This is a genomic window from Paenibacillus sp. JSM ZJ436 (assembly GCF_044383795.1).
GTDB classification, from domain to species: domain Bacteria; phylum Bacillota; class Bacilli; order Paenibacillales; family Paenibacillaceae; genus Paenibacillus_AQ; species Paenibacillus_AQ algicola.
Genome location: NZ_JBISEO010000011.1, coordinates 83,115 through 107,456, shown reverse-complemented (window position 1 = coordinate 107,456; position 24,342 = coordinate 83,115). Strand labels below are relative to the sequence as shown.

The following is a 24,342-nucleotide window of genomic DNA, read 5'->3' as shown; positions in this document are numbered from 1 at the left end:
GGCGTTGGACTTTATGAATCTCTTTCAGCCGATGGATGCTGCATAAATGAGCAGTACAATCAGTCCGGCACCGGCAATAATCAGATGAATCCAGCCCAGTGAACGCACGGCGGCTTTATCTCCCTGACTCTTGGTCGAGAGCAAATGCCTGTCAAACATAAATAACAATAAAGCACTGATCACGAGAATACCGACAATGTACCAGGGGTAATGTGTCTGGCTCATAAGAGGCCCATCCTTTCTTTGCAATACAGGTTCTATGAGCCAGTGTTTGTCGTTTTCCTTGATTTTATGTAGTCCTTTATGTAGTCCTATGATATTCCGGAAATTCAGCGTCAGAAGGAGCGCTGGTTTCCGGTTTTTTTGCAGATTAGCCTTACTTGCCTAAAGACATAATAAGCTTCACAAGCCGTTACACTTTAGGCAGGAGGAATGAGCAGGATGAGCAACACAAAAGCAGCAGCAAAGCCCGGCGTCAAGGAAGACAAGCAAACCTTAAAGTGGTGGCAGCTTTCACTGCTTGGTGTTGCTTCTACGATTGGCACTGGATATTTCTTGGGCTCGAGCCTCGGCATCAAGCTTGGCGGACCATCCATCTTGATTGCTTTTCTGCTCGCGGCAGCCGGAACGTTTATTGTATTTGATGTGCTGGCCAGGATGACCGCAGAGGACCCGCAGGAGGGCTCCTTCCGATCCTATGCCAAAAAAGCATACGGCCGCTGGGCCGGCTTCTCTACAGGCTGGATGTACTGGTGCTCCGAGGTATTAATTATGGGAAGCCAGATGACGGCGCTGGCGCTGTTCACAAGCTTCTGGCTGCCGCAGGTGCCGATGTGGATGTTCGCGTCCGGCTATGCGGTGCTGGGACTGCTCGTCATCTGGATCGGAAACAAGGTCTTTGATCGATTGGAAAATGTGCTGGCGGTGCTCAAGGTCGCTGCGATCGTCATGTTTATTGTGATTGGTGTTATTGCGCTCCTGGGCTGGCTATCGGGCGGCATCAAGCCTAATGTCCCGTTGTCACCAGCCGAGCTGTTTCCGACCGGAGGTCTCGGGCTGTGGTCCTCGCTTATTTTTGCCTTTTACGCCTTTGGAGGGATTGAGGTTATGGGCGTAATGGCGATCCGGCTGAAGGATCCTAAGGAGGCACCTAAATCCGGGCGTGTTATGATTATCGTGCTGACGATCATCTATATCTTCTCTTTGGGGCTGGCCTTAACATTGCTGCCGTGGAACCAGTTCTCCACCACCAAGAGCCCGTTCATCGTCGCTCTAGGGTCTTACCAGCTGCCCTTTGTCCCCCACGTCTTTAATGCGGTGCTGATTGTGGCCGGCTTCTCAACGATGGTGGCTTCTCTGTATGCAGTTACGACGATGCTCGTCACGTTGTCGGAGGATCATGATGCCCCTGGGCTGTTCAGCAAAAAAATGTTTAAACAAAAAACGCCGCTCTATGCACTTAGTCTGACGGCTGGCGGACTCCTTCTGTCCATCGTGCTCTCTTTGCTGATGCCCGGCAAGATTTATGAGTACCTGACGACGGCTGCCGGATTAATGCTGCTGTACAACTGGTTTTTCATTCTGGTGTCGGCAGGCCGCAACTTGAAGCTGACCAAGTGGGGACAGGTCAAAAGATATACGGGCATGCTGCTCATACTGCTCGCTGTGAGCGGCTCTATTTTTCATCACACCAGCCGGCCGGGCTTCTGGATCAGCCTGGGCTTCATTCTGCTAATCCTGGCCGTTGTGCTTATCATGCAATCGGTATGGCGCAAGGCAGAGAAGCTCCAAGGGAAGGGGAAAGCAGCCTCGAAGCTGCGGGCCAAGCCGGTTCGATAGCCTTACCCAAACAGTGCTGCAGCTGCCCGCCAGCCGAAATACAGGCCAAAGCCGATTAGGGATAAACCTGAAAGCACTGAAATCCAGGTAATGGCCCGGTCACTTAGCATCTTGCGGAAGGAGCTGGCGATTGCGGCCATGACCACATCCCAGATCAATACGCCGAGGATGATGGCACCGCTGAAGAGCAGCAGGTCGCCGGTACCATGATCTGCAGCGGTCTTCACCATGACCGAGCCGTAGATGCCGAGCCAGAACAGAATGGTCATAGGATTAGACAGGGACATGATGAAGCCAGAGCGCACGGAGGCAAGCAGCGAATCGTCCTGATGATGGGCGCTGATGGATACCTTGCCGGCAGACAGAACACTTTCAATGCCGGTATACACCAGCACGAAGGCGCCGAAGGCCCATAAGAACGTCTGCACAAACGGCGTGCTTACAAAGTGAACGACACCCATATAGACCAGCACCATATACACAATATCCGCGAGAACGGCACCGACGCCGAGAAGCCAGGAATGCAGAAATCCTTTCTTCAGCCCTTTATCCAGCTGTGCGGCATTGATCGGACCAATCGGAGCGGACAAGGATAATCCAAGAAAAATATAGCTGAGCAACACACTCATGCGCTTCTCTCCTTCGCATTGACTAGAATAGGCTTGCCATTGACAGCCTGTACTCAATATATTCAGGATGCTGGCCCCTCATTCTATATTTGGAATGAAGAGAAATTCGTGCACGGTTTAGGAGGCTGATATTCATGATCTTTCGTATCGGGGTCGTGGCGGACACACATATGCCAAGAATGGCGAAGCAGCTGCCGAGCAGGCTGACAGAAGAGCTCTCCGCCTGCGACCTGATTATTCATGCTGGTGACTGGAGCCATCCTGACGTCTTTCAAGCATTATCCATGCTCGCTCCTGTGGAGGGCGTAATTGGCAACGCAGATCCCGAAGAGCTTAAGCAGCAGCTGGGGCTCACCAAAGTAATTGAAGTGCAAGGTGTCGTGATCGGAATCGTTCATGGTCACGGCTCCAAGGGAACGACCGAGCAGCGTGCGCTGCAGGCCTTTAAGAATATGGATAACATCCAGTGCATCATCTATGGTCACTCCCATATTCCGGTTTTACGGGAAGAAAGGGGGATCCTGTTGATGAATCCCGGTTCGCCGACAGACAAGCGAAGACAGCTACAGTATTCATGGGGGATCCTGGAGATTGAGGAGGGGGTGCTGTCCGGCAGGCTTGTTTTTCATGGGGACAAAAATTAACTCAGACTGCTGTTCATTTTACATAGCGCTAATGCTGTGGTAACAGCCCTCCTGTATCGTACTGGTTAGATGCAAGTCTAACCGTAGGGGGGAGTCAGGATGGCGGCTGAAGCCATAAAGGAACTGGAAGACTTTCTGGAGCTGGTCAGCAGGCATGAGCGAAAAATCCGGGACCTGCTGGAGCGTTCCTACTTAACCGAACAGGAAATCCGGTTTATTCTGGACCATACATTGGTCATTCCTGGGAATGGCGATGGTCTTTAAATGCATATGAAGTGTCTAGCGTGCCCGGGACCGGGCATGCTTTTTATTTGATTGAAAAGTGAGGGCACAGGCAGCAGCTTTTGAAGTGACTGTAAAACGGTTAATATAAAATGAATCAGGACAAGGCAGGGAGTGAGGACCATGGAACAAGCTTCTCCGAGCCATATTCATATTGGCTTGTCCGGCTGGGGAGATCATGATGATCTGTACGAGACGGGTACAAAGGCAGGAGAGAAGCTGGCTGTGTATGCCCGGCATTTCGACATCCTCGAGATGGATAATTCTTTCTATGCAATCCCTTCACGGGAGCGGATGCAGAAGTGGAGCGCACAAACGCCGGACACATTCGGATTTATCGTTAAGGCTTACCAGGGCATGACCGGTCATGAGCGCGGAAAACATGACTACGATGATTCCAGATCCATGTTCACAGCCTTTCAGAACTCCGTAAACGTGCTGAAGGAGGAAGGCAAGCTTCGAACGGTCCTGTTTCAGTATCCGCCGTGGTTTGAATGTGATAAGAAAAATGTGGATATTCTGAAAAAGACCCGAGAATGGATGCAGGACTATCCGGTAGCGCTCGAGTTTCGGCATCAGAGTTGGTTTGCGCCGGAATTTCGCGAGAAGACACTTAACTTTATGAGGTCTGAGGGCTGGATTCATAGCATTGCAGATGAGCCGCAAGCCGGAACAGGTTCTGTACCGCTCGTGCTTCAACCGACTCAGGAGCATGCGGTCATGGTCCGGCTTCACGGCAGAGATCCTTCCGGCTGGCATTCCAGCGGGCAGGATAACTGGAGGGAGACCCGGTATCTATACCGTTACAGTCAAGAAGAGCTGGAGGAATGGAAGGCGCACGTGGAGCAGCTTCTGGGCAGCACCAAGACCTGCTGGATTATTTTTAATAACAATTCCGGCGGAGACGCTGCTGCCAATGCCAAGCAGCTTCAGAAGCTGCTTCGGTTGCCTACAGGTCCTGCAAAGCTGGAGCAAATGCAATGGAATGTGTAAAGAGTCGTTATGGATTCATCTGTTTCCGAGATCAATATTATATAAAAGCGCTATTTTCGGACGGGATGCTATTTAGAGTATAATGTGAATGTAAAATGTTTAGGAAATTCCGTCCATAACCATCAAAATAATCTGACGGAGGGAGTCAGCAATGAAGACCCTTGACCGAACAGCAGAGGGACCCTGGGAGAAGTACCACGGTCCGAATTTAGGGTACATCCAAGAGCAGTATGAGAAATTTTTGGAGGATGCGGAGTCTGTAGATCCTGCTTACCGCGAGCTATTCGCGAACTGGGGACCGCCGCCATCCTTTGCAAATGGTGAAAAGAAAGCGGATTCGCAGGCAACGGCAGCCGGCTTTAACCGTGAAATGCTGAAGAAAAGTGTAAATGCCGGGAAATTGGTGTGGAATATCAGAACGTATGGTCATCTGGCCGCAGACATTGATCCTATCGGGATCTCAGCCGAAGCGGATACTCGTCTTCTGCAGCCTGAAACCTATGGACTCAGTCAGCAGGACCTGACAGCACTGCCTGCCGAGGTGGTGTGGGACGAAGCTCCAGAGGATGTTAAGAACGGCTGGGAAGCGATTCAGAGACTTCATCAAATATATACAGGCACCATCGCTTATGAATTCAGTCATGTGCATGAGGAAGAAGAGCGGAACTGGCTCAACAGCCATGCTGAATCCGTAGTGCATCAGATTGTCCTGAGCAAGGAAGAACGTCATCACCTGCTCAAGCGTCTGTTTGAAGCAGAGCAGTTCGAGGATTTCCTTCATCGTAATTTCGTAGGCGCCAAGCGCTTCTCTGTAGAGGGCAATGATGCTTTGGTTCCAATGCTGGATGAGATCGTTCGGGAAATGGCCCATGAGCATGTCGATTCTGTATTGATCGGTATGGCTCACCGGGGACGCCTGAACGTGCTTGCTCATGTCCTGAAGAAGGAATACAGCAAGATTTTCTCGGAGTTCATGCATGCTCCTACGAACAAGCATTTAGTGCCTTCTGAAGGCACAATGGGCATTAATTATGGCTGGACGGGCGACGTGAAGTACCATTTGGGAGCAGACCGCTTCGTGAAGGAAGGGGAAGCGCATGAAATGCGTGTTACCCTCGCGAACAACCCGAGTCACCTGGAATATGTGAATCCGGTCGTTGAGGGCTTCACCCGCGCTGCACAAGAAGACCGCACACAGCCTGGATATCCGAAGCAGGATGAGAACAAGGCCGTTACGATTATTCTTCACGGGGATTCTGCGTTCCCAGGCGAAGGCGTCGTTGCGGAAACATTGAACTTTAACAAGCTGCCGGGCTTCCGTAACGGGGGAACCATTCACGTCATCGTGAACAACCGGATCGGCTTTACGACAGAAGGCCGGGATTCCCGTTCGACTTACTATGCGAGTGATCTGGCTAAAGGCTACGAGATTCCGATTATCCATGTCAATGCGGATGATCCGGAGGCTTGTATTTCTGCTGCCCGTCTCGCAAGCGAATACCGCAACCGATTCAAGAAGGACATTCTGATCGACCTCGTGGGCTATAGAAAATACGGCCACAACGAGACCGATGATCCGGAAACCACGCAGCCTCTCATCTATCAGAAGGTGAAGAATCATGCCAGCGTCTCCAATCTTTATGTAGATACACTGATCCAGCAGCAGATGATTACTGCGGAGGAAGCCGATCAGCTGAAGGCTAAGGTTCAGAGCAGCCTGAAAGAGGCGTACGATATCGTGAAGAACAGCGAGTCTTCTGATCACGTGCTGCTGAACATCAAGCCGAGCGGAGACAAGAAGAAGCCGAAGGCGAAGACGGGCGTGGCTCTGGAGCAGCTGCGGGAGATCAACCGGGAGCTGCTGAACTGGCCGGAGGGTTTCACGGTCTATCCGAAGCTCAAGCGTATTTTGGAGCGCCGCAGCACGGCGCTGAATGAAGGCGAGAAGGTAGATTGGGGACATGCGGAAACCCTAGCTTTTGCTTCTATTATTGCCGATGGCAATCCGATCCGGATTACCGGTCAGGACGCTGAACGGGCAACCTTTGCACACCGTAACCTGGTGCTTCACGATTCCGTGAACGGCTCAACATTCTGTCCGCTGCACCGCCTGCCGCAGGCGAAAGCATCGTTCGCTATTCATAACAGTCCACTCTCTGAGGAATCTGTACTGGGATTTGAATATGGCTACAACGTATATTCACCTGAAACGCTCGTCATCTGGGAAGCTCAGTATGGTGATTTCACAAACTGTGCCCAGGTTATTATTGACCAATTCATTACTTCCGGCAGCTCCAAATGGAGACAGAAGTCAAGCCTCGTTATGCTGCTGCCTCATGGCTATGAAGGTCAGGGTCCAGAGCATTCCAGTGCAAGACTGGAGCGTTTCCTGCAGCTGAGCGGTGAAGATAACTGGATGGTCGCTAATCTGACTACGGCAGCACAGTATTTCCATCTGCTGCGCCGTCAAGCCAGTCTGCTGAACACAGAGGATGCGAAGCCGCTCGTATTGATGGCTCCGAAGAGCTTGATTCGGAACCCGCGTGCAACCTCTGCCATCACAGACTTTAGCGAAGGCTCCTTCCAGGAAGTCATTCCGCAGCCGGGCCTCGGACAAACACCGAAGAAGGTAGAGCGTCTGATCCTGTGCTCGGGTAAGGTAGCGATTGATCTGGAAGAAGCACTTGATAAGCAAGAGGGAGAAGATTTCTCCTGGCTACACATTGTGCGTGTAGAACAGCTGTATCCGTTCCCGAAGGAAGAGATTGCAGCCATGCTGAAGCCGTTGACGAGCCTGAAGGAAGTACTGTGGGTTCAAGAGGAGCCGCAGAACATGGGAGGCTGGAGCTATATGGAGCCGCGCATCCGTGAAGTTGCCGGCAAAGAAGTAGAAGTACGCTATAATGGACGTCCGGAGCGCTCAAGTCCTGCCAGTGGATACCAAGATGTGCATGCTTATGAGCAACAAAGCATCACGTCCTTTGCTCTGAATCGTAAAACTATCAATCATCAGATCTCATTGGGGAGGTAACGGCTGTGAGCGAAATTACTGTACCGGCTATGGGCGAATCAATCACTGAAGGAACAATTTTTAAATGGCATGTTAAAGAAGGGGATCAGGTTCAGGTAGGCGACGTGCTGCTGGAGCTGGAGACGGATAAGGTAAACCTTGAAATCAGCGCAGAAGACCAGGGCGTCATCGAGCAAATCCTCCGCCAGGAGGGTGACAATGTGACAATCGGCGAGGTCATTGGCCGCATTTCAGCGCAAAGCAATGACGCTGCGGCGCCGTCCAAGCCTGCCGAAACCCAGGCTGCGCCTGAGGGTGCAGTGACGAAGGAAGCGGTAGAGAAGCCGGTTCAGCCGGCTGCTGCTGCTGCTGAGCCTGCAGACAATAGCGGTTTGACCGCTTCTCCTTCAGCCCGCAAGCTTGCGAGAGAGCGCGGCATTGATCTGAACCAGGTTCAGGGACGCGATCCGAACGGCCGGATTTACCATGAGGATGTCAAGAACCACAATGAGTCCAGCAGCAAGCCGTCTGCATCTGCACCTAAACAGGAAAGCAGCCCGGCTGCAGCTGCTGGAGCAGCTTCAGAGTTTGGCGGCAAGCCGGTCGAGCGCAAGCGGATGTCCCGCCGCCGTCAGACGATTGCGAATCGTCTGGTGCAGGCACAGCAGACCGCAGCAATGCTGACAACCTTTAACGAAGTGGATATGACTGCAATCATGGACGTCCGCAAGCGCCGGAAGGATGCTTTCAAGGATAAGCATGACGTGAACCTGGGCTTTATGTCCTTCTTCACAAAAGCAGTGGTTGGCGCCTTGAAGCGTTACCCTCTGCTGAATGCTGAAATTGATGGGGATGACATCGTAGAGAAGAAGTTCTATGATATCGGCATTGCCGTATCTGCCAAGGAAGGCCTTGTAGTTCCGGTTGTTCGCGACGCGGATCGTATGGGCTTCGCTGCCATCGAGAAGGAAATTGTGAATCTCGCGAATAAAGCGCGCAGCAACACCCTGTCCTTGTCCGAGCTTCAGGGAGGCACCTTTACTATCACGAATGGCGGCGTGTTCGGCTCTCTGCTGTCCACTCCAATCTTGAATGCTCCACAGGTCGGTATTCTGGGCATGCATAAAATCCAGCTTCGTCCGGTAGCCATTGATGCCGAGCGTTCCGAGAACCGCCCAATGATGTATATCGCTCTTTCCTACGATCACCGGATCGTAGATGGAGCAGAAGCGGTAGGCTTCCTCGTAACGGTGAAAGAGCTACTGGAGGATCCGGAATCTCTGCTTCTGGAAGGCTAAGATTTAACTCATAAATATTCAATTTTTAAATACAGCCTAAATAAAGACCGTCCATGGCTATCCACTCCCTTTCTGTAACAAATCAGGAGAGTGGATAGCGGGACGGTCTTCTCTTTAAGATTACATAGCTCACGCCCCGAGAAATGTTCTCAGGGCGTGACAGGAACTTTATTCGTTGGTTGGGGAACTGGAGGTGTTCTCTTCGCTGCGCGGATTCCAGTTTTCTGCCTGCGGCTCGATGTCACTTCCGTTCTTCACTTTGTTGCGCTGCTCCTGGGAGTCGGTTTCCGTGCTTTGTTCATTTCTGACTTCTTCTCCAGATGGCTGATTCATGGAAAATTCCTCCTTCAAGGGTTATGATAACGTATGTCCGTACAGTCAGGTCAGTTTGATCCGATTCGATCCGAACCTAAAGTGTCCAGCCTGTATAGATGTACATACCCTGTCTGATCTCGCGGCAAACAGCAGTTGCATTGATTTTGAACAACGATGAAGTGTAACATAACATGAGAACAAGGAACGCGGTGAAGCCATAGCTTACGCGAAAGCTGAAAGGAGAACTTAACGATGATGAGAAATACAAGCAATGAAGGCAAGGTATTGGTGTTTACAGGTGCTTATGCTGAAAGCCATGAGACGGGAATATGCGTGTATGCGTTTCATCCTGAAAGCGGGGATTTAGAGCTGTTGGATCAGCAAGCAGGCATCAAGAATCCTACCTTTTTAAATGTAGATCCGAAGCGAAGACTGCTGTATGCCATTGGTGAGACGGAGCAGGATGGACAGAAGCGCGGCGAAGTGGTGACCTTTGCTATTGATGTCGACGCAGGAACATTGAAGCTGCTATCGCGCAGCAATTTCAGCGGCAGCTCCACCTGCCACATCCAACGAGACGAGAAGGGACAATACCTGCTGCTTTCCAGCTATCATGGAGGCTTCGTCGATCTGGTATCTCTGGATGAGAACGGAATTCCATCACAGCTATTGGAGGAGTATAGTCACACCGCTTTTCAAGCGACAGAGAATGACAAGCCTAAAGCTCACTCTGTCTTCTTTAGCCCGGACGAGCAGTACATTATGGCTCAGGATTTAGGGCTAGACAAAATCATGGTATCTCAGATTGATGCAGAGGCCGGTAAGCTGAGCAATCGTCATGTGGTTGATCTGAAGCAGGGAGCCGGTCCGCGTCATTTGGCATTTCATCCTGACGGGCAATATGCATACGTCATTAATGAGCTGAATTCTACAATCACAACGTTCAGCTACAAGGCAGCAACAGGTGAGCTGACAGAACAGCAGACCGTTTCTACATTGCCTGCAGGGTTTGAAGGAGAGAATGGGTGTGCAGAAATTGCGGTGTCGAAGGATGGTCGCACCCTGTACGGCTCAAACCGCGGACATGACAGCCTGGCCGTTTATAGAATACACCCGGAAAACGGCAAGCTGGAGCTTCTTCAGCATATTTCTACGGAGGGTGGCCACCCGCGCCATTTCTGTATGCTGCCAGGTGAGAGCTTCTTGACCGTGGCGAATCGGGACGGCAATAACCTGGTTATGTACCAGGTGAATCAGGAAGATGGCACGCTTACCTATACTGGAAAGACTGTTGCTCAATCCAAGCCTGTATGTGTGAAGCCTGCGGTCTTTGAATGATCAGGACCATGAGAGTGATAGAGATTCTGAAATTGAAATGGTTTATGACCTAAATTATTAATTTTGATGGTCATTATTACAATTATTGTAAGATGACAGATTCAGAGAGCAAGCCCTTAGGGTATGTAATAACATGCTGTTGAAATGTTATGACTATCCAAGGAGGGTGTTGTACTCATGTCGTCAGAGAAACGTTTGGAAGGTAAGGTTGCCGTCATCACCGGCGCTGGCTCAGGAATCGGACGTGCAGCTGCCCTTCTCATGGCCAAGCATGGGGCTAAGGTATTGTTAATCGACATTAATTCAGATTCCGTAAAAGAGGTCAGAGAGAAGATCGTCTCTGAGGGTGGTGAAGCTCTGAGCGGAAATTGTGATATTTCGAAGCCGGAGTCCCTGGTGGAATGCTATAAGCAGGCCATTGAACAGTGGGGCGGCATTGATATTGTGTTCGCCAATGCAGGGATTAACGGAACCAAGAGCCCGATCGAATCATTGGAGCTGGATGAATGGGATCAGACCATTAACACGAACCTGCGGGGCACCTTTGCCACCGTTAAATATGCGATTCCTCATCTGAAAGATCAAGGCGGCAGCATCATTATTACGAGCTCCATCAACGGAAACCGGACCTTCACGAGCTTTGGCATGTCTGCCTATAGTACGACGAAGGCCGGGCAGGTTGCTTTTATGAAGATGGCTGCGCTGGAGCTGGCTCAATTCAAGATTCGGGTTAACGCGATCTGTCCGGGTGCGATCTCCACCAACATTGACGAATCGATGGAAGAGAAGCCCGAGGTTGAAGAGGTTCGAATTCCGATTGAGTATCATCAGCCGTTGGCGGAAGGTCCTGGTCAGCCGGAGCAGGTTGCGAAGCTGGTTCTGTTCCTGGCCTCCGATGACGCCTCCCATATTACCGGTACAGAAGTCTACATTGACGGAGCAGAATCGCTGCTTCACTAATGCTCTCTACACAAGCCTCCTCTTGCAGGAGGCTTTACCATTTCTAGATTTGACATTAAAAATCCACCTACCTATAATGGGGGTGGTGATGTTATGGGAATTGTCATTGTAGAAATCTGTGATAGTAATCTGATGAGTGCTCTGGAGCTGGAACGGCTGGAAGAGCTGTACCCCGAAATCGCCGTCATGCGTGCAGACTGTATGAATCTGTGTGGACTATGCAAGCTCCGTCCTTATGCATTGGTCAATGGCAAAAGAGTCATTGGTGCAACCACGGAGGAATGTGTAGAGAACATCAAGCGTGCGATTGAGGGAGAGCTAGCCCTCTATCTGGAGCCATAAAAGAACAGGGATGTCGACCCGATCCGGGCTGACATCCCTGTTTTGAATGTATGTCCAGTGAATGAACCAGATTAGCCTGCGGCTACGGTTTCCTCACAGGATGTACTGCAGAAACCATGATGCTGCTCTTCGCAGGCCTCACAGCAAATGTGCTGCAGATGGCAGGCATCGTTGGCACAGTTGATAAAGGTATCAGCAGGCTTGCCGCAGTGATGGCACTTGCCGACCACAACATCCTCATCCGTGTTATTAATGCGTACCGAAATTCGCTCGTCAAATACATAGCATTTACCGTCAAACAGCTTGCCCTGGACCTCGGGGTCTTTGCCGTACGTTACAATGCCACCCTCCAGCTGAGCAACATCCTGGAAGCCCTCCTTCATCATGAAGCCCGTCAGCTTCTCGCAGCGGATGCCGCCGGTGCAATACGTAAGAATCGTCTTGTCTTTGAATTGCCCCATATTCTCGCGGATCCATTCCGGGAATTCACGGAAAGAGTCTACATCAGGCCGGATTGCGTTACGGAAATGACCCAGGTCATATTCGTAATCAGTGCGGCCATCGAGTACGATAACATCCTCGCGCTGCAAAGTCTCGTAGAACTCCTTCGGGGACAGACGTTTACCGCTAATCACGTTAGGATCCAGCTCTTCATCGACACGGAAGGTAACGAGCTCTTCCCGGTGACGAACGAAAATTTTGCGGAAGGCGTGCTCCTCGGCAGGATCAACCTTGAATACCATATCGGCAAACAGCGGATTTGCCTTCATATGGCGCATATAAGCTTCGGTCTGCTCTACAGTTCCGGAGATTGTTCCGTTAATGCCTTCGGATGCGATCAGAATCCGGCCCTTGACGCCCAGCTCCTTGCAGTACTGAAGATGCTCATCCTTAAAGGACTCCGGATCCGGAATAGTTACAAACTTATAATACAGCAAAATCTGATACGGAGGCTGATGGCTTTGAGATTGTTCGTTATTCATCTATATCACCTGTTCTATGGTAGATTTCCTTCTTCTTGGCTTCGGTCTGACAGGCATGAAACATGCTCATAAAATTGTAGTGAAAATCCTGGTCTTAGTCAACTTTAATGTATAGAAACTTTGGGAGGGGCTGCCTTTGAATCCCGCGGCTCAGCTTAGAAGCCGAAGTTACCCCCGTTTGAAAATCACATTGACGGAATCGGCGTTAAACCTTTAAAATGACTTAATAAACCGTTGTTCAAAACTTTTTTACGCGCCAATGCTTTGATTGATAAAAGCGTCTCAGCGGTGTCGCTTTTTGTCTTTCATGAAACAGGATTATGTAGAAGAGAGAGGGGTTCATTCACAATGAAAAAGAACAAGTTATGGTTATCTTTAAGCTTATCGGCTCTGCTGCTGACTGCAGCAGGCTGCGGTGACAAGCCGGATGCAAGCAGCGGGTCCACTGGTGAAGGCTCAAATGAGCAATCTTACAGCATCGCTATTTCCCAGTATGTAGAGCATCCGTCACTGGATGCAACAAGAGAAGGAATTCTGGCGGCGCTGAAAGACAATGGCATCACCGAAGACGATAACCTGAAGGTCGATATGAACAATGCGCAGGCGGACCCGACGAATAATCTGTCCATTGGTCAGAAGCTGAAGAATACGGACGCTGATCTTGTGCTTGCGATCGCTACACCATCTGCAATTGTCGTAAAGGAGAATGTTACCGACAAGCCGGTCCTGTTCGCAGCAGTTACTGATCCCGTGGATGCGAAGCTGGTTTCCGATCTGAAGCAGCCGGGCGGCAATGTTTCGGGCGCATCGGACACGAACCCGGAAGCAACAAAGCAGCTGATGACCTTTATCCATGATCATTTTCCAGAAATCAAAACGGTCGGCTTGATCATTAATGAGGGCGAGGCTAACGCGGTAGTCATGTCCAAGACTGCGGAGGAAGCCCTTTCGGAACTCGGCATGACCCTGATCAAGGCCCCGGTAACGAACACCTCGGAGGTGAAGCAGGCAGCCGAGTCGCTCGTAGGGAAGGCAGACGCCTTCTTCATTACACTGGATAACAATGTCGTCAGCGGTGTGGATACGATCATCCAAACTGCGAAGGAGAATCAGATTCCGTTCTTTTCAAGTGACCGCGACACTGTTGAGAAGGGCGCCATTGCTACAGTAGGCTTCAAATACTTTGACCACGGCTACCAAGTGGGATTAATGGCCGTTGAGGTGCTGAAAAATGGCAAGCAGCCGGCAGAGATGGAGGTTACCTTCCCGGATAAGCTGGACTTGATCCTGAACGTCAAGGCAGCAGCGGACTACGGAATTACGATTACGGATGACATGAAGCAGGAAGTGAAGGATCCGGAGAATAACATTATTGAGTAAATAGTGAGGCGCGGGAGCTGAAACTGCCCGCGCCTTCCTTAATCCTGAAGGAGGTTTCCACATTTGTTTGACTTCATCTTTGATTTTATAAGCAACCTGGATGGTCCGATTGAATTGGGATTGCTGTATGCGCTTATGGCACTTGGCGTGTATATTACGTTCCGCATTCTTGACTTTCCGGACCTGACGGTAGACGGGAGCTTCACGACAGGCGCGGCCATCGCGGCGGTGATGATTACTCACGGTGTGAATCCCTGGATTTCGACACTCGCGGCATTCGGCGGTGGTATGCTCGCCGGTGTCTGCACAGGGCTGCTTCATACGAAGGGTAAGATTAACGGACTGCTGTCCGGTATTATTATGATGATTGCCCTGTACTCCATTAATATGCGTATTCTGGGCAAGCCGCTGATTTCTTTAAGCGGCAGTGACGACATCTTTTCCACATGGGATCCGCTTTGGCTGATGCTGATCATTGTCGTCGCGGGCAAGCTTTTGCTGGATGTTTTTTTTCGGACGGATCTGGGTCTTGCGCTTCGCGCGACCGGGGACAATGCCCGGATGATCCGCAGCTTCGGCGTTAACACTGACATGACCAAGATTCTGGGCCTAAGCCTCTCCAATGGTCTGGTGGCGCTGTCGGGCGCGGTGGTTGCGCAGCAGTCAAGCTTTGCTGATATTTCGTCCGGCATTGGCATGATCGTGATCGGACTCGCCTCCGTCATTATCGGTGAAGCCATCCTGGGGACGGGATCGATCTTTCGCACTACGCTGGCGGTTGTGGTCGGCTCTGTGATTTACCGAATTGTGGTCGCTCTGGCCTATGAAATTGATTGGCTGGAATCGTCCGATCTGAAGCTGATCACCGCTTTGATCGTTATTATCGCGCTGGTAGTTCCAACCGTTCGCCGATCAATGAGGCAGCGCTCAATGGCGCGCAGGCGATCAGAAGAAATTCTGTCGGGTTCCGGCAATGGAGGTGCTTGATTGTGCTGAAGATGAATCATGTATCCAAGCTGTTTAATCCCGGCACTGTTGATGAAAAGGTGGCTCTGATGGACATCCGCCTGGACATGAAGCCCGGCGATTTTGTAACGGTCATTGGCAGTAATGGGGCGGGTAAATCAACGCTCATGAATATCATCTCGGGCGTGATGAAGCCGGATGCCGGTGAAGTAACCATTGACGGACATTCAATCTCCCATCTTCCCGAGCACCGCCGAAGCCGCTGGATCGGCCGAGTGTTTCAGGATCCGATGGCGGGAACGGCGCCCAATATGACCATTGAGGAGAATCTGGCGATGGCCTACCGCCGCGGAGCCTCCCGCGGCTTCAGCGTAGGCGTTACCTCTTCCCGGCGAGCCATGTTCAAGCAGGAGCTGGAACGGCTTGGTATCGGGCTGGAGCATCGCTTGCGGGCCCGTGTCGGACTCTTGTCCGGCGGCGAGCGTCAGGCGCTCAGCCTGCTGATGGCTACCTTTACAAGACCTCAGATTCTGCTGCTGGATGAGCATACAGCGGCGCTGGATCCTGCGAGAGCCGAGCTGATCACGAAGCTGACGAATGAAATTGTGCGAGATATGAACCTCACAACATTAATGGTGACGCACAATATGGAGCAGGCCATTCGTCTCGGAAACCGTCTGATCATGATGAACAAAGGAGAAATCATTTTGGATGTGGATGAAGAACGGAAGAAGGGATTAACGGTAGAGCAGCTCCTCGGCGAATTCGAGAATATTAGCGGCCACCAGCTCGCTGATGACCGCATCATGCTGGGAACCCATTAAGCACGCTCTAATCGTGGCCGGACTGGATCGTTTGGTCGGCACCTGGAAAGTCCCGAGGATCGTTTTCGTGCAGCTCCCGGTTCTCATAATCAAAACGGTTCGGCGGCCGCTGCTCCTCACGCCAAGGCGTGCTTTTACCCATGGAAGGCTCAAGAGAAGAGCCATAAGGACCATCCGGAAACTCTTCAGCCACCGTATCATTGCGCTGGGATTCCACAGTAGAAAGATCGACATCGTAATGGGAGGATGTGTCTGGAATCTTTTTCATCATGTACCTCCTGTATTAAGCAGAGTTGTAGAAAGTATAGCCGGTATCCGGCATATTATTCAGAGGCTCTGCAGCAATCTGCTATGAGCTGTTGAAACCGCTCCTTGTCTTTGAGGGTCCCACACGACACTGCCCTCATATTGACAGGGGCGGTTTTTGGCGCTTTACCGACGATCTATGGTGTCCGGAGTAAAACATCTTCTTTTGGTTTAATGTATTAGGTAAAAAGTAGCGAAGGAGATGGAGATCACGGATGAAGGACTGCATCATTGTTGGTGGCGGAATCGCAGGCCTCCAGGCTGCAATTCAGTTAGGGAGATATGTGGATTATGACGTTTTGGTCATTGATCAGGGACAGGGCCGTTCGACGCTCTGTAAGAAATATAACAATATATTGGGCTGGACTGAGGGGATTTCCGGTGAAGAGCTGCGCCGGCGGGGACGTCAGCAGGCGAAATCCTTCGGGGTATCGTTCGCGGAGGACTCTATAGAATCCGCTCAATCTACGTCAGACGGCTTTATCTTGACGGGAGCGCAGAGTTCACGGTATGAAGCTAGAACGCTGCTGCTAGCGACCGGCTTGAGTGACCGTATTCCGGAAATCGAGGGCCTGTATCCAACGCTGGGAGAGAGTGTCTATGTGTGTCCAGACTGTGATGGCTATGAGATTCAGGACCGGAGGTCGGTTGTGCTGGGCTCCGGCTCATCCGGGGCGGGCATGACACTCTTGCTGCGGGAGCGGACGAAGGACCTGATCTATATCAATCACGAGCAGACTCCGGTAGATCAGGAGCTGCTCTCGTCCATGGAAGCTTATGGAATACAATATATGGAGCAGCCTGCTGCGCAGATCCTGCAGGAGCAGGGGAGGCTGAAGGGGGTTCAGCTCCAATCTGGAGAAATGATAGAGGCCGAGCGCGGCTTTGTCTCTTTTGGCGGCAATCAGGTGCATTCCGGACTTGCGAAGCAGCTCGGGGCAGAGCTGGCGCATAACCGCCATGTCATCACAGACCCCCGCACCAAAATGACGACAGCTGAGCATGTATGGGCTGCCGGGGATCTTGCCGTACATTCCGAGCTGGCTACAGCTGCAATGGGAGACGGGGTTATTTCTGCCATATGGATTCACAAAGCGCTGAAGAAGCTCAAAGCATCCTCGTAAAAGGTACGTTTTCAAGAAAGAAGCCTTTAAAACTATTAAATCCGATAAATAACATCGGAAAAGTAAAAAATAGATTGCCATTTTCTTGGATGTGTATTATGATGTTCTAAATTGTAGCCCGCTATAATTGAACTCTACAACTTTATATGAGAGAAACAGGTGCGAAAGAGAGTACGCTTTCGCTTAAAAGGGAAGACCGGTGTAAATCCGGCGCGGTCCCGCCACTGTAACGGAGAAGCAGCCTGGCTATTAAAGTCACTGATCGGCATCCTTGTCGATTGGGAAGACGGCCAGATTGCGATGATCCCGAGAGCCAGGAGACCTGCCTGTTTCGAAAACACTGCAATACCTACGGGAGATAGGGAGGTGTAAGAAGCACGCAGCTTTCATTTCAGGCGGGCATCTTTACCTATGTCTTTAGGTGAGGATGCCCTTTTCTTGTTTTCTTTTTACACAAAGCAGTTACATTGGGTTGAAATTTGGGGAGGGGAAACTATGACAAACGTACAAAGTGCAAGCTTGGGGTATCCAAGAATCGGAGAGAACCGAGAGTGGAAGAAAGCATTGGAGGCATTCTGGGCCGGAAAGCTGGAGGAGCAGGAGTTTCTGCAAACGATGAAGTCTATTCGCCTGAAGCATCTGAAACTGCAGCAGGAGAAAGGGATTGACTGGATTCCGGTTAATGATTTCTCCATGTACGATCATGTGCTGGATTTGTCGTTTATGTTCGGACTCATTCCACAGCGCTTTGACAGCCTGGGCGAGAAGCCGTCCCTGAAGCATTACTTCGCGATGGCTCGGGGCAGCGATAATGCCACAGCCTGTGAAATGACGAAGTGGTTTAATACCAATTATCACTATATTGTGCCGGAGCTCGGAGAGAAGCAGCCCGTGCTGGTTCACAACCGTCCGCTGGAGGCGTATCTGGAAGCGAAGCAGGAGCTTGGCATTGAAGGCAGACCGGTGCTTGTCGGGCCTTATACTTTTGTCCAGCTGTCCAAGGGGTATCAGCCGGAGCAGCGTCAGCAGGTTCTGGATGGGATTCTTCCACTGTATGCTCAAGTGCTCGCAGAGCTGCAGGCTGCCGGCGTGCAATGGGTTCAGCTGGATGAGCCGTCCCTGGTGACGACGCTGCCGGAAGAGGATCTGGCCAGCTTGAACCGAATTTATAGCGAGCTGCGCTCGGCTGCTCCACAGCTGAAGCTGATGCTGCAAACGTATTTTGATGCGGTGGAGTATTATCCTGCGGTGACTCAGCTTCCGGTTGACGGCATCGGCCTGGATTTTGTTCATGGCAAAGCAGACAATATCCGCGCGCTGGAGCAGCATGGCTTTCCGCAAGACAAGGTGCTGGGAGCGGGGATCATTGACGGACGGGGTATCTGGAGAGCGGATCTTAATAGCGAGCTGAAACTTCTGGAGACCATTGCCAAGCAGGTGGCTCTGGACCGTGTCTTGATTCAGCCGTCGAGCAGCCTGCTCCACGTGCCAGTGAGCACTAAAGGGGAAAGCAAGCTGGAGCCTGTTCTTCTGGACGCCCTTGCGTTCGCAGAGGAGAAGCTGGACGAAATTAGGATTCTAAAGCAGGCGTTGCAGCAAGGAAGAGAAGCCCTGCAGCAAGAGATTGATATCGCTGAAGCGGCCGTGAAGACCTTGAATCAATCACTGCATCGCCAGAAGACCCATGTGCAGCAGCTTGTCGCGAACCGGCATGAGGAGCCGTCCAGCCGTACTTCGCCGTTTGAGATTCGTTTTGACAAGCAGCAGGAGAAATGGCAGCTCCCCTTGCTTCCGACGACGACCATTGGCAGCTTCCCGCAAACAACGGAGGTTCGTAAAGCGCGTCAAAGCTGGAGAAAGGGAGAATGGTCTCAAGAGCGGTACCAGACGTTCATTCAGGAGGAGATTGCCAAGTGGATCAAGATCCAGGAGGACATCGGGCTCGATGTGCTGGTGCACGGCGAATTTGAGCGTACAGATATGGTTGAGTTTTTCGGAGAGAAGCTGGGCGGGTTCGCCTTTACCTCCGGCGGCTGGGTGCAATCCTATGGCTCGCGCTGCGTGAAGCCTCCGGTCATCTATGGCGATGTGGAATTTCTGAAGCCGATGACGACGGAAGAAACCGTGTATGCTCAATCTCTGACCACGAAGCCCGTCAAAGGCATGCTTACCGGTCCGCTGACCATTCTGAACTGGTCCTTTGTGCGCAACGATATTCCCCGTGAGGAGACGGCATTCCAGATTGCATTTGCACTGCGTCAAGAGGTTGAAGCCTTGGAGCAGGCAGGGATTGAAATGATTCAGGTTGATGAGCCGGCGCTCCGAGAAGGTCTTCCTTTGAAAAAGAGCCGTCACCAGCACTATCTGGAGGAGGCTGTTCTGGCCTTCAAGCTGTCCACCTCCACCGTGAGTGATACGACCCAAATTCATACTCATATGTGCTACTGCGAATTTCACGATATTATTGATTCCATCCGGGCTCTGGATGCGGATGTCATCTCGATTGAAACCTCACGTTCCCATGGCGAGCTGATCTCTCATTTTGAAGAGCATACGTATGATCTCGGGATCGGACTTGGCATGTATGATATTCACAGCCCGCGGGTGCCATCCGTGGAAGAAATGGTATCCATGATGGACCGGGCGTTGTCTGTTCTGGACCATAAGCTGTTCTGGATTAATCCGGACTGCGGACTGAAGACGAGAGGACTTGCGGAGACCGTGGCGTCGTTGGAAAATATGGTGAAGGCCGCACAAATCTACCGTAAAAAAAGCGCAGCCGTCCTGAGCTAGTCCAGCTTAAAGCGGTGCAGCTGATCCTCTTGTCCGGCCTGCCGAAGAATCTCTCTCTGCCTGGGTCCGATCAGATCAAAATGCGGATAGGGCATTCTTCGGTGGATATACGCCGGATCCAGGTCATGTGCGAGGCACCACTCTGCAAGCCGGTTCAGGTCACTGCAGCCGACCTTTGTCACCGTAGTGAACTGCGGAAACCTGGGATCATACCAGTAATGGGTCAGGAAGGATATGACTCCGGCTGCGGTCTGCTGCTGCCAAGCTCTTAATTCTTGTCTCGTAATGCCGAAGGCCATATGTGTATCATCCTTTGCAAGCTGTATATTTCCCCATTATACCAGCATATATATAGAACCGTACAAGTTGCTGGACCTGCTGACGAACCGAGACTAGATAAAAGGTCCATGGCAGATAAGGGGGGAACGTCAATGCTGCTGCAAAAGCTGGTGCTGCACGTCAGCCCGGAAAATCACAATGATTTTGAAAGCGCGGTTCGCTCCATGTTTGAGCATATTGCCGGGATGCGTGGCTACATGGGTCATGAGCTGTACAAATGTGTGGAGAACGAGCATGAATATATGATTATGCTTCGTTTGGGATCTATTCAGAATTATGCTGACGGCCTCCATCGCTCTCAGGAGCTGGGTGATTGGCTGAAGGCCCTGCAGCCTTTTTTCAAAGTGAATCCTGCACAGTCCTGCTACATTGATATTCGTGTCGAAAGCAGAGCTCAGCTGGAGCAATCCTTGCTTCAGGAAGCTCCGCCTCCATCGACATAGCCCTTGCTGCACATCATCAGGCTTGTCCTGCGGCTCCTCTTCACAGAGGAGCTTTTTTTCGTGAGAAAAAGGATTGCAGTAACCCCATGGCGAATGAGGGGAGAACGACTTCACCAGAAGGGGTGCATCATCATTCATCATATGGATATACAATCACTGGCGGAATCCATCCGCTCAAACGTTTCCAGCGTCATCGTGGGCAAGGATGACCTGATTGATAAGCTGTTCATCGCTCTGGTTACGTCCGGTCACGTTCTGCTGCAGGATGTGCCGGGCACCGGCAAAACAATGCTGGCTAAAGCTTTGGCAAAATCGGTGGAATGTGAGTTTAAAAGAGTCCAGTTTACACCGGATCTGCTGCCCTCGGACGTAAGCGGCATTTCGTACTTTAATCCCAAGTCCTCGGAGTTTGTGTTCCGTCCGGGACCGTTATTTACGAATATTTTACTGGGTGATGAAATCAACCGTGCATCACCCAGAACACAATCAAGCCTGCTGGAATGCATGGAGGAGCGGCAGATTACGATTGATGGTATTACACATACGCTGGAGGAGCCCTTTATGGTCATTGCCACCCAGAATCCACTGGAGCAGCAAGGCACCTTCCCATTGCCTGAGGCGCAGCTGGATCGTTTTCTGTTTCAGCTTTCGATGGGATATCCTGAGACGGACGAGAGCATCCAGATCCTAAGGCGCTTTATAGAAGGGAAGCCGCTTCAGGAGCTGCAAGCCGTCGTTACGGTGAAGCAGCTGATCGATGCCAGGGAAACGGCACAGGGTGTGCATGTCAGCGATCCGATGCTGGAGTATATCACGCAGCTGGCCGAACGAACGAGAGGGGATGAGGCGGTTGTGATCGGCATTAGCCCACGGGGCTGTCAAGCCCTGCTAAAAGCAGCTCAGGTGCAGGCGATTCTAGGAGGCCGGGGCTACGTTATTCCGGATGATGTGAAGGCACTCGCTATTCCGGTATGGGCACATCGTCTCGTACTAAAAGGGACATATCTGAGCCGATCCAGCTCCTCGGCATCAGAAGTGATTTCCCGCATTCTGCAGGAGGTCCCGGTGCCTACAGAAGATCCGGAAGCCCTATAGGAGCAGAGCTATGGGAGCTTACTGGGTTCTGTTCATTGCCGCTTTGCTTCTGCTGCTGCAGGCTTATTTATTTCGCAGATTTGCGTTATCCCGGCTTCAGTATTCCCGTGTTTTTCAGGTGACCACCTGCTATGCAGGGGATGCTGTGGAGCTGATCGAAAGAATCGAAAACAAGAAAGCGCTGCCTGTTCCCTGGCTGCGAGTAGAATCACAATTCAGGAGCGGATTGTATTTCAAGGGACAGCCCAATCTGGATGTCAGTGAAGGGGAGTATCATCAGAATCACAAAAGCTTTTTCAGCCTGATGCCCTGGACTCGAATCATTAGACGACATCAGGTGATAGCCCGGCAGCGCGGAGTCTATGTACTGGGCACCGTATCCATGACGGCTGGAGATTTGATCGGTATGGCCAAGGTGGTCAGAAGTCATCAGATGAACGGCGTGCTGTATGTCTACCCCATACCACTGGATATTTCGCAGATGGAGTTGCCGGTGAAGACGTGGATGGGAGACATGCTGGTCAAGCGATGGCTGCTTCCGGACCCGTTTCAAACCTCCGGTATTCGGGAATACCGGGAAGGCGATGACGTCAAGGATATTCACTGGAAAGCCAGTGCCCGCAGCGGAGAGCTTCAAGTGTACCGTAAAGAAGCTACGGCTGACAGCAGGATCATGATCTATCTCAATGTGGAGGACCATGAGCATATGTGGAGCCGAGCTACCCATACCGAAGCGCTGGAATACGGGGTTTCTCTGGCTGCAGGCATTGCCGTCCATCTGCTGTCACAGGGTATGGTTGTGGGCTTTGGCAGTAATGGAACGACGGACCGTGACTCCAAGCTAACGACCTTGATTCCCGCTGGCGGCGGTCCTGCACAGTGCGAGGATATTCTGGCAGTGCTTGCTGCCCTGGACTTTCGCCGTGCCGGATCATTCCATGATTATCTGGAAATGGAGCTGCCACAGTCCGGATGCGGGCATGATATTGTGCTGCTGACCTCGTATAAGAATGAAAAGCTGGAACGTCTAATGGATCAATACCGTCAGGATGGATATACCATACAGCTTCTTACACTGGACAATCACAGCATCACGAAGCAGGAGGTGCAGCGATGAGAATTCGTGCCGGACGAGCTCTGCTTCGCGTACTGACTCAAGGAGCAGTGGAATGTCTGTTGTTCTTTCCGCTGCTCTGTATACCGGGTATGCTTGGGAAGCAACAGATCTCCTTTACGTTTCTGTTTGCTCTCTTGCTGGTTATTGGATATGGCGCGGGCTGGGGTATTCATCAAGGGATCAAGCAGAATCACCGCTGGAAGAGGGCTGCAGGCGCCTTGCTCTGGACGCTCAGCGTCTCCAGTCTGACCTTCGGAATTACGGGGGTGTCGATGGCCGCAGCTCCTTTCATATATATTTCGTTTTATCGGGGAGGACGCATGGGGTCTGAGAAATGGTCCGTGATGTTTCCAGGCAGCTATTTTTTGAGTGGCTTGATCTTGTACGGATTGAAAAGCCTCTGGATCCAGTTCTCCCCGCCATTTCAACAATATCAAGCCCTGCTGACCTGGATGGGCGCAGTGGCATTAACGATTACATTGCTGTGGTCTAACCGAAGCTATGTGGAGGAAAATACACTATCAGATCAGGAGCAACCGGTCTTGGAGAAAAAAGTGCTGCTGCACAACCAGATCTGGGTCTGGCTGCTTCTGGTGATCATTGCAGCCGTTGTGCTGCTGCCTCAGCTTAGAAGCCTCGCGGAAGGGGCATGGCACAGCCTCTTATCCTGGCTAGCTTCTTGGCTGAAGCAGCCGGAGCAGGTCCCTCCAGCAGAACCGCGTCCTCTGCCTGAAGGACCTCCGCCAATGCTGCCCGGCGAAGAGGAAGCTTCACAGACTCCGGCCTGGATGCGTTGGGCAGAGCGTTTTTTTATGAACGCTGTATTGGCCATAGCCGGGATCGGGGCACTTTATATCCTGTATAAGCTGATGCGGAATATGAATGGCTGGCTGTCCCGGCTGTCAAGATGGCTGCAGCAGTTGCAGCAGCGTTCCCGAGAGCACGGTCTTGCTGAAGGGTTTGAGGATACGGTGGAGGTAATTAAGCCAGAGCGCAAGGTGACAAGGCACCGCCGGCGTTCCAGGCCAGAGCGGAGGAAGGCGGCCGGCGCATGGGCGAAGGACCACAGAATGGCAGTGCGGCAGCTGTACCAGCAATTTTTGCTGAAAAGTATGTCTAGGGGTTACCGGTTCAAGCGCTATATGACGCCTCGGGAGACCCTGGAGGATCTACGAAACTTTGAGTCTGCCAAAGTGAATGCCCCGGAGGAGCTGACTGCTCTGTACGAGAAGGCGAGATATGGAAATGAACCTATAAATCAGGAGCATATTCAGCATTTGAAGCGATTACTGAAGAAGACGAAGAAGCAGGAGTGAGCAACA

At 51.5% G+C, this 24,342-nt stretch carries 24 protein-coding genes and 1 riboswitch; of the genes, 18 read left to right on the top strand and 6 right to left on the bottom strand.

Going from position 1 to position 24,342, the window contains the following annotated elements:
• Window positions 1-24: 24 nt before the first annotated feature.
• A complete protein-coding gene (locus tag ACH6EH_RS14680; protein ID WP_138226012.1) occupies window positions 25-225 on the bottom strand; it encodes a hypothetical protein in 201 nt (66 codons plus the stop codon).
• 216 nt (window positions 226-441) lie between these two features.
• On the opposite strand from ACH6EH_RS14680, the gene ACH6EH_RS14675 reads away from it, so the two are divergent.
• Window positions 442-1,839 carry an amino acid permease gene (locus ACH6EH_RS14675; protein WP_397332873.1) on the top strand — a complete coding sequence of 466 codons (1,398 nt, stop codon included), beginning with the start codon at window positions 442-444 and terminating at the stop codon, window positions 1,837-1,839.
• Window positions 1,840-1,841: 2 nt separating this feature from the next.
• Here ACH6EH_RS14675 and ACH6EH_RS14670 read toward each other — a convergent pair whose 3' ends face one another.
• Entirely contained in the window at window positions 1,842-2,468 is a 627-nt protein-coding gene (locus ACH6EH_RS14670) for a LysE family translocator (protein WP_397332872.1), read from the bottom strand.
• 134 nt (window positions 2,469-2,602) lie between these two features.
• On the opposite strand from ACH6EH_RS14670, the gene ACH6EH_RS14665 reads away from it, so the two are divergent.
• The 5 genes from ACH6EH_RS14665 (at window position 2,603) to odhB (ending at window position 8,695) form a co-directional block, all read left to right on the top strand.
• Window positions 2,603-3,112 carry a metallophosphoesterase family protein gene (locus ACH6EH_RS14665; RefSeq protein WP_397332871.1) on the top strand — a complete coding sequence of 170 codons (510 nt, stop codon included), beginning with the start codon at window positions 2,603-2,605 and terminating at the stop codon, window positions 3,110-3,112.
• Between the two features lie 99 nt (window positions 3,113-3,211).
• Window positions 3,212-3,376, top strand: a complete 165-nt coding sequence (locus ACH6EH_RS14660; RefSeq protein WP_397332870.1) for a hypothetical protein — start codon at window positions 3,212-3,214, stop codon at window positions 3,374-3,376.
• A gap of 141 nt (window positions 3,377-3,517) precedes the next feature.
• The gene (locus ACH6EH_RS14655) at window positions 3,518-4,387 is read left to right on the top strand and encodes a DUF72 domain-containing protein (RefSeq protein WP_397332869.1); all 870 of its coding nucleotides are present in this window, start codon (window positions 3,518-3,520) and stop codon (window positions 4,385-4,387) included.
• A 151-nt stretch (window positions 4,388-4,538) separates the two neighbouring features.
• Window positions 4,539-7,418, top strand: coding sequence for a 2-oxoglutarate dehydrogenase E1 component (locus ACH6EH_RS14650; RefSeq protein WP_397332868.1), 2,880 nt, complete (start codon window positions 4,539-4,541; stop codon window positions 7,416-7,418).
• A gap of 5 nt (window positions 7,419-7,423) precedes the next feature.
• Complete coding sequence (gene odhB / locus ACH6EH_RS14645) at window positions 7,424-8,695, top strand: 2-oxoglutarate dehydrogenase complex dihydrolipoyllysine-residue succinyltransferase (protein WP_397332867.1); 1,272 nt, start codon at window positions 7,424-7,426, stop codon at window positions 8,693-8,695.
• Between the two features lie 168 nt (window positions 8,696-8,863).
• On the opposite strand, the gene ACH6EH_RS14640 is transcribed toward odhB, so the two are convergent.
• Entirely contained in the window at window positions 8,864-9,028 is a 165-nt protein-coding gene (locus ACH6EH_RS14640) for a hypothetical protein (protein ID WP_175415281.1), read from the bottom strand.
• Window positions 9,029-9,265: 237 nt separating this feature from the next.
• Between ACH6EH_RS14640 and ACH6EH_RS14635 the strand changes: the two genes are divergently transcribed.
• The 3 genes from ACH6EH_RS14635 to ACH6EH_RS14625 all read left to right on the top strand — a co-directional run bounded on the left by ACH6EH_RS14635 (window position 9,266) and on the right by ACH6EH_RS14625 (window position 11,650).
• Window positions 9,266-10,348 carry a lactonase family protein gene (locus ACH6EH_RS14635; protein ID WP_397332900.1) on the top strand — a complete coding sequence of 361 codons (1,083 nt, stop codon included), beginning with the start codon at window positions 9,266-9,268 and terminating at the stop codon, window positions 10,346-10,348.
• Between the two features lie 177 nt (window positions 10,349-10,525).
• On the top strand, window positions 10,526-11,308 hold the full coding sequence (locus ACH6EH_RS14630; RefSeq protein WP_138226006.1) for an SDR family oxidoreductase: 783 nt from the start codon (window positions 10,526-10,528) through the stop codon (window positions 11,306-11,308).
• A 93-nt stretch (window positions 11,309-11,401) separates the two neighbouring features.
• On the top strand, window positions 11,402-11,650 hold the full coding sequence (locus ACH6EH_RS14625) for a YuzB family protein (protein ID WP_138226005.1): 249 nt from the start codon (window positions 11,402-11,404) through the stop codon (window positions 11,648-11,650).
• Between the two features lie 71 nt (window positions 11,651-11,721).
• On the opposite strand, the gene trhO is transcribed toward ACH6EH_RS14625, so the two are convergent.
• Entirely contained in the window at window positions 11,722-12,633 is a 912-nt protein-coding gene (gene trhO, locus ACH6EH_RS14620) for an oxygen-dependent tRNA uridine(34) hydroxylase TrhO (RefSeq protein ID WP_208203493.1), read from the bottom strand.
• Window positions 12,634-12,981: 348 nt separating this feature from the next.
• Here trhO and ACH6EH_RS14615 point away from each other — a divergent pair, with 348 nt between their 5' ends.
• The 3 genes from ACH6EH_RS14615 (at window position 12,982) to ACH6EH_RS14605 (ending at window position 15,803) form a co-directional block, all read left to right on the top strand.
• Window positions 12,982-14,013, top strand: coding sequence for an ABC transporter substrate-binding protein (locus tag ACH6EH_RS14615; protein WP_397332866.1), 1,032 nt, complete (start codon window positions 12,982-12,984; stop codon window positions 14,011-14,013).
• 75 nt (window positions 14,014-14,088) lie between these two features.
• A complete protein-coding gene (locus ACH6EH_RS14610; protein ID WP_138227772.1) occupies window positions 14,089-15,000 on the top strand; it encodes an ABC transporter permease in 912 nt (303 codons plus the stop codon).
• 2 nt (window positions 15,001-15,002) lie between these two features.
• Complete coding sequence (locus ACH6EH_RS14605; protein WP_397332865.1) at window positions 15,003-15,803, top strand: ABC transporter ATP-binding protein; 801 nt, start codon at window positions 15,003-15,005, stop codon at window positions 15,801-15,803.
• A 7-nt stretch (window positions 15,804-15,810) separates the two neighbouring features.
• On the opposite strand, the gene ACH6EH_RS14600 is transcribed toward ACH6EH_RS14605, so the two are convergent.
• Complete coding sequence (locus ACH6EH_RS14600; protein WP_138227771.1) at window positions 15,811-16,071, bottom strand: hypothetical protein; 261 nt, start codon at window positions 16,069-16,071, stop codon at window positions 15,811-15,813.
• Between the two features lie 253 nt (window positions 16,072-16,324).
• On the opposite strand from ACH6EH_RS14600, the gene ACH6EH_RS14595 reads away from it, so the two are divergent.
• On the top strand, window positions 16,325-17,233 hold the full coding sequence (locus ACH6EH_RS14595) for an NAD(P)/FAD-dependent oxidoreductase (protein WP_397332864.1): 909 nt from the start codon (window positions 16,325-16,327) through the stop codon (window positions 17,231-17,233).
• Window positions 17,234-17,373: 140 nt separating this feature from the next.
• Window positions 17,374-17,577, top strand: a riboswitch (cobalamin riboswitch).
• A gap of 151 nt (window positions 17,578-17,728) precedes the next feature.
• Window positions 17,729-20,026, top strand: coding sequence for a 5-methyltetrahydropteroyltriglutamate--homocysteine S-methyltransferase (gene metE, locus ACH6EH_RS14590; RefSeq protein WP_397332863.1), 2,298 nt, complete (start codon window positions 17,729-17,731; stop codon window positions 20,024-20,026).
• Here metE and ACH6EH_RS14585 read toward each other — a convergent pair.
• Window positions 20,023-20,325, bottom strand: coding sequence for a hypothetical protein (locus tag ACH6EH_RS14585; RefSeq protein WP_138225999.1), 303 nt, complete (start codon window positions 20,323-20,325; stop codon window positions 20,023-20,025). The genes metE and ACH6EH_RS14585 overlap by 4 nt on opposite strands.
• 132 nt (window positions 20,326-20,457) lie before the next feature.
• Between ACH6EH_RS14585 and ACH6EH_RS14580 the strand changes: the two genes are divergently transcribed.
• From ACH6EH_RS14580 to ACH6EH_RS14565, 4 genes are all read left to right on the top strand, one after another.
• On the top strand, window positions 20,458-20,808 hold the full coding sequence (locus ACH6EH_RS14580) for an antibiotic biosynthesis monooxygenase family protein (RefSeq protein ID WP_175415280.1): 351 nt from the start codon (window positions 20,458-20,460) through the stop codon (window positions 20,806-20,808).
• Window positions 20,809-20,949: 141 nt separating this feature from the next.
• Complete coding sequence (locus ACH6EH_RS14575) at window positions 20,950-21,903, top strand: AAA family ATPase (protein ID WP_208203497.1); 954 nt, start codon at window positions 20,950-20,952, stop codon at window positions 21,901-21,903.
• Between the two features lie 10 nt (window positions 21,904-21,913).
• Window positions 21,914-23,020, top strand: a complete 1,107-nt coding sequence (locus tag ACH6EH_RS14570) for a DUF58 domain-containing protein (protein ID WP_397332862.1) — start codon at window positions 21,914-21,916, stop codon at window positions 23,018-23,020.
• Window positions 23,017-24,336, top strand: coding sequence for a DUF4129 domain-containing protein (locus ACH6EH_RS14565; protein ID WP_397332861.1), 1,320 nt, complete (start codon window positions 23,017-23,019; stop codon window positions 24,334-24,336). Before ACH6EH_RS14570 ends, ACH6EH_RS14565 begins: the two co-directional genes overlap by 4 nt.
• The last annotated feature ends 6 nt before the right edge of the window (window positions 24,337-24,342 follow it).

Excerpts from the sequence above, each read along its gene's own strand:
- ACH6EH_RS14680 (WP_138226012.1), bottom strand. The coding sequence starts at position 225 with ATGAGCCAGACACATTACCCCTGGTACATTGTCGGTATTCTCGTGATC.
- ACH6EH_RS14675 (WP_397332873.1), top strand. The coding sequence starts at position 442 with ATGAGCAACACAAAAGCAGCAGCAAAGCCCGGCGTCAAGGAAGACAAG.
- ACH6EH_RS14670 (WP_397332872.1), bottom strand. The coding sequence starts at position 2,468 with ATGAGTGTGTTGCTCAGCTATATTTTTCTTGGATTATCCTTGTCCGCT.
- ACH6EH_RS14665 (WP_397332871.1), top strand. The coding sequence starts at position 2,603 with ATGATCTTTCGTATCGGGGTCGTGGCGGACACACATATGCCAAGAATG.
- ACH6EH_RS14660 (WP_397332870.1), top strand. The coding sequence starts at position 3,212 with ATGGCGGCTGAAGCCATAAAGGAACTGGAAGACTTTCTGGAGCTGGTC.
- ACH6EH_RS14655 (WP_397332869.1), top strand. The coding sequence starts at position 3,518 with ATGGAACAAGCTTCTCCGAGCCATATTCATATTGGCTTGTCCGGCTGG.
- ACH6EH_RS14650 (WP_397332868.1), top strand. The coding sequence starts at position 4,539 with ATGAAGACCCTTGACCGAACAGCAGAGGGACCCTGGGAGAAGTACCAC.
- ACH6EH_RS14640 (WP_175415281.1), bottom strand. The coding sequence starts at position 9,028 with ATGAATCAGCCATCTGGAGAAGAAGTCAGAAATGAACAAAGCACGGAA.
- ACH6EH_RS14635 (WP_397332900.1), top strand. The coding sequence starts at position 9,266 with ATGAGAAATACAAGCAATGAAGGCAAGGTATTGGTGTTTACAGGTGCT.
- ACH6EH_RS14630 (WP_138226006.1), top strand. The coding sequence starts at position 10,526 with ATGTCGTCAGAGAAACGTTTGGAAGGTAAGGTTGCCGTCATCACCGGC.
- ACH6EH_RS14625 (WP_138226005.1), top strand. The coding sequence starts at position 11,402 with ATGGGAATTGTCATTGTAGAAATCTGTGATAGTAATCTGATGAGTGCT.
- trhO (WP_208203493.1), bottom strand. The coding sequence starts at position 12,633 with ATGAATAACGAACAATCTCAAAGCCATCAGCCTCCGTATCAGATTTTG.
- ACH6EH_RS14615 (WP_397332866.1), top strand. The coding sequence starts at position 12,982 with ATGAAAAAGAACAAGTTATGGTTATCTTTAAGCTTATCGGCTCTGCTG.
- ACH6EH_RS14600 (WP_138227771.1), bottom strand. The coding sequence starts at position 16,071 with ATGAAAAAGATTCCAGACACATCCTCCCATTACGATGTCGATCTTTCT.
- ACH6EH_RS14595 (WP_397332864.1), top strand. The coding sequence starts at position 16,325 with ATGAAGGACTGCATCATTGTTGGTGGCGGAATCGCAGGCCTCCAGGCT.
- metE (WP_397332863.1), top strand. The coding sequence starts at position 17,729 with ATGACAAACGTACAAAGTGCAAGCTTGGGGTATCCAAGAATCGGAGAG.
- ACH6EH_RS14585 (WP_138225999.1), bottom strand. The coding sequence starts at position 20,325 with ATGGCCTTCGGCATTACGAGACAAGAATTAAGAGCTTGGCAGCAGCAG.
- ACH6EH_RS14580 (WP_175415280.1), top strand. The coding sequence starts at position 20,458 with ATGCTGCTGCAAAAGCTGGTGCTGCACGTCAGCCCGGAAAATCACAAT.
- ACH6EH_RS14575 (WP_208203497.1), top strand. The coding sequence starts at position 20,950 with ATGGATATACAATCACTGGCGGAATCCATCCGCTCAAACGTTTCCAGC.
- ACH6EH_RS14570 (WP_397332862.1), top strand. The coding sequence starts at position 21,914 with ATGGGAGCTTACTGGGTTCTGTTCATTGCCGCTTTGCTTCTGCTGCTG.
- ACH6EH_RS14565 (WP_397332861.1), top strand. The coding sequence starts at position 23,017 with ATGAGAATTCGTGCCGGACGAGCTCTGCTTCGCGTACTGACTCAAGGA.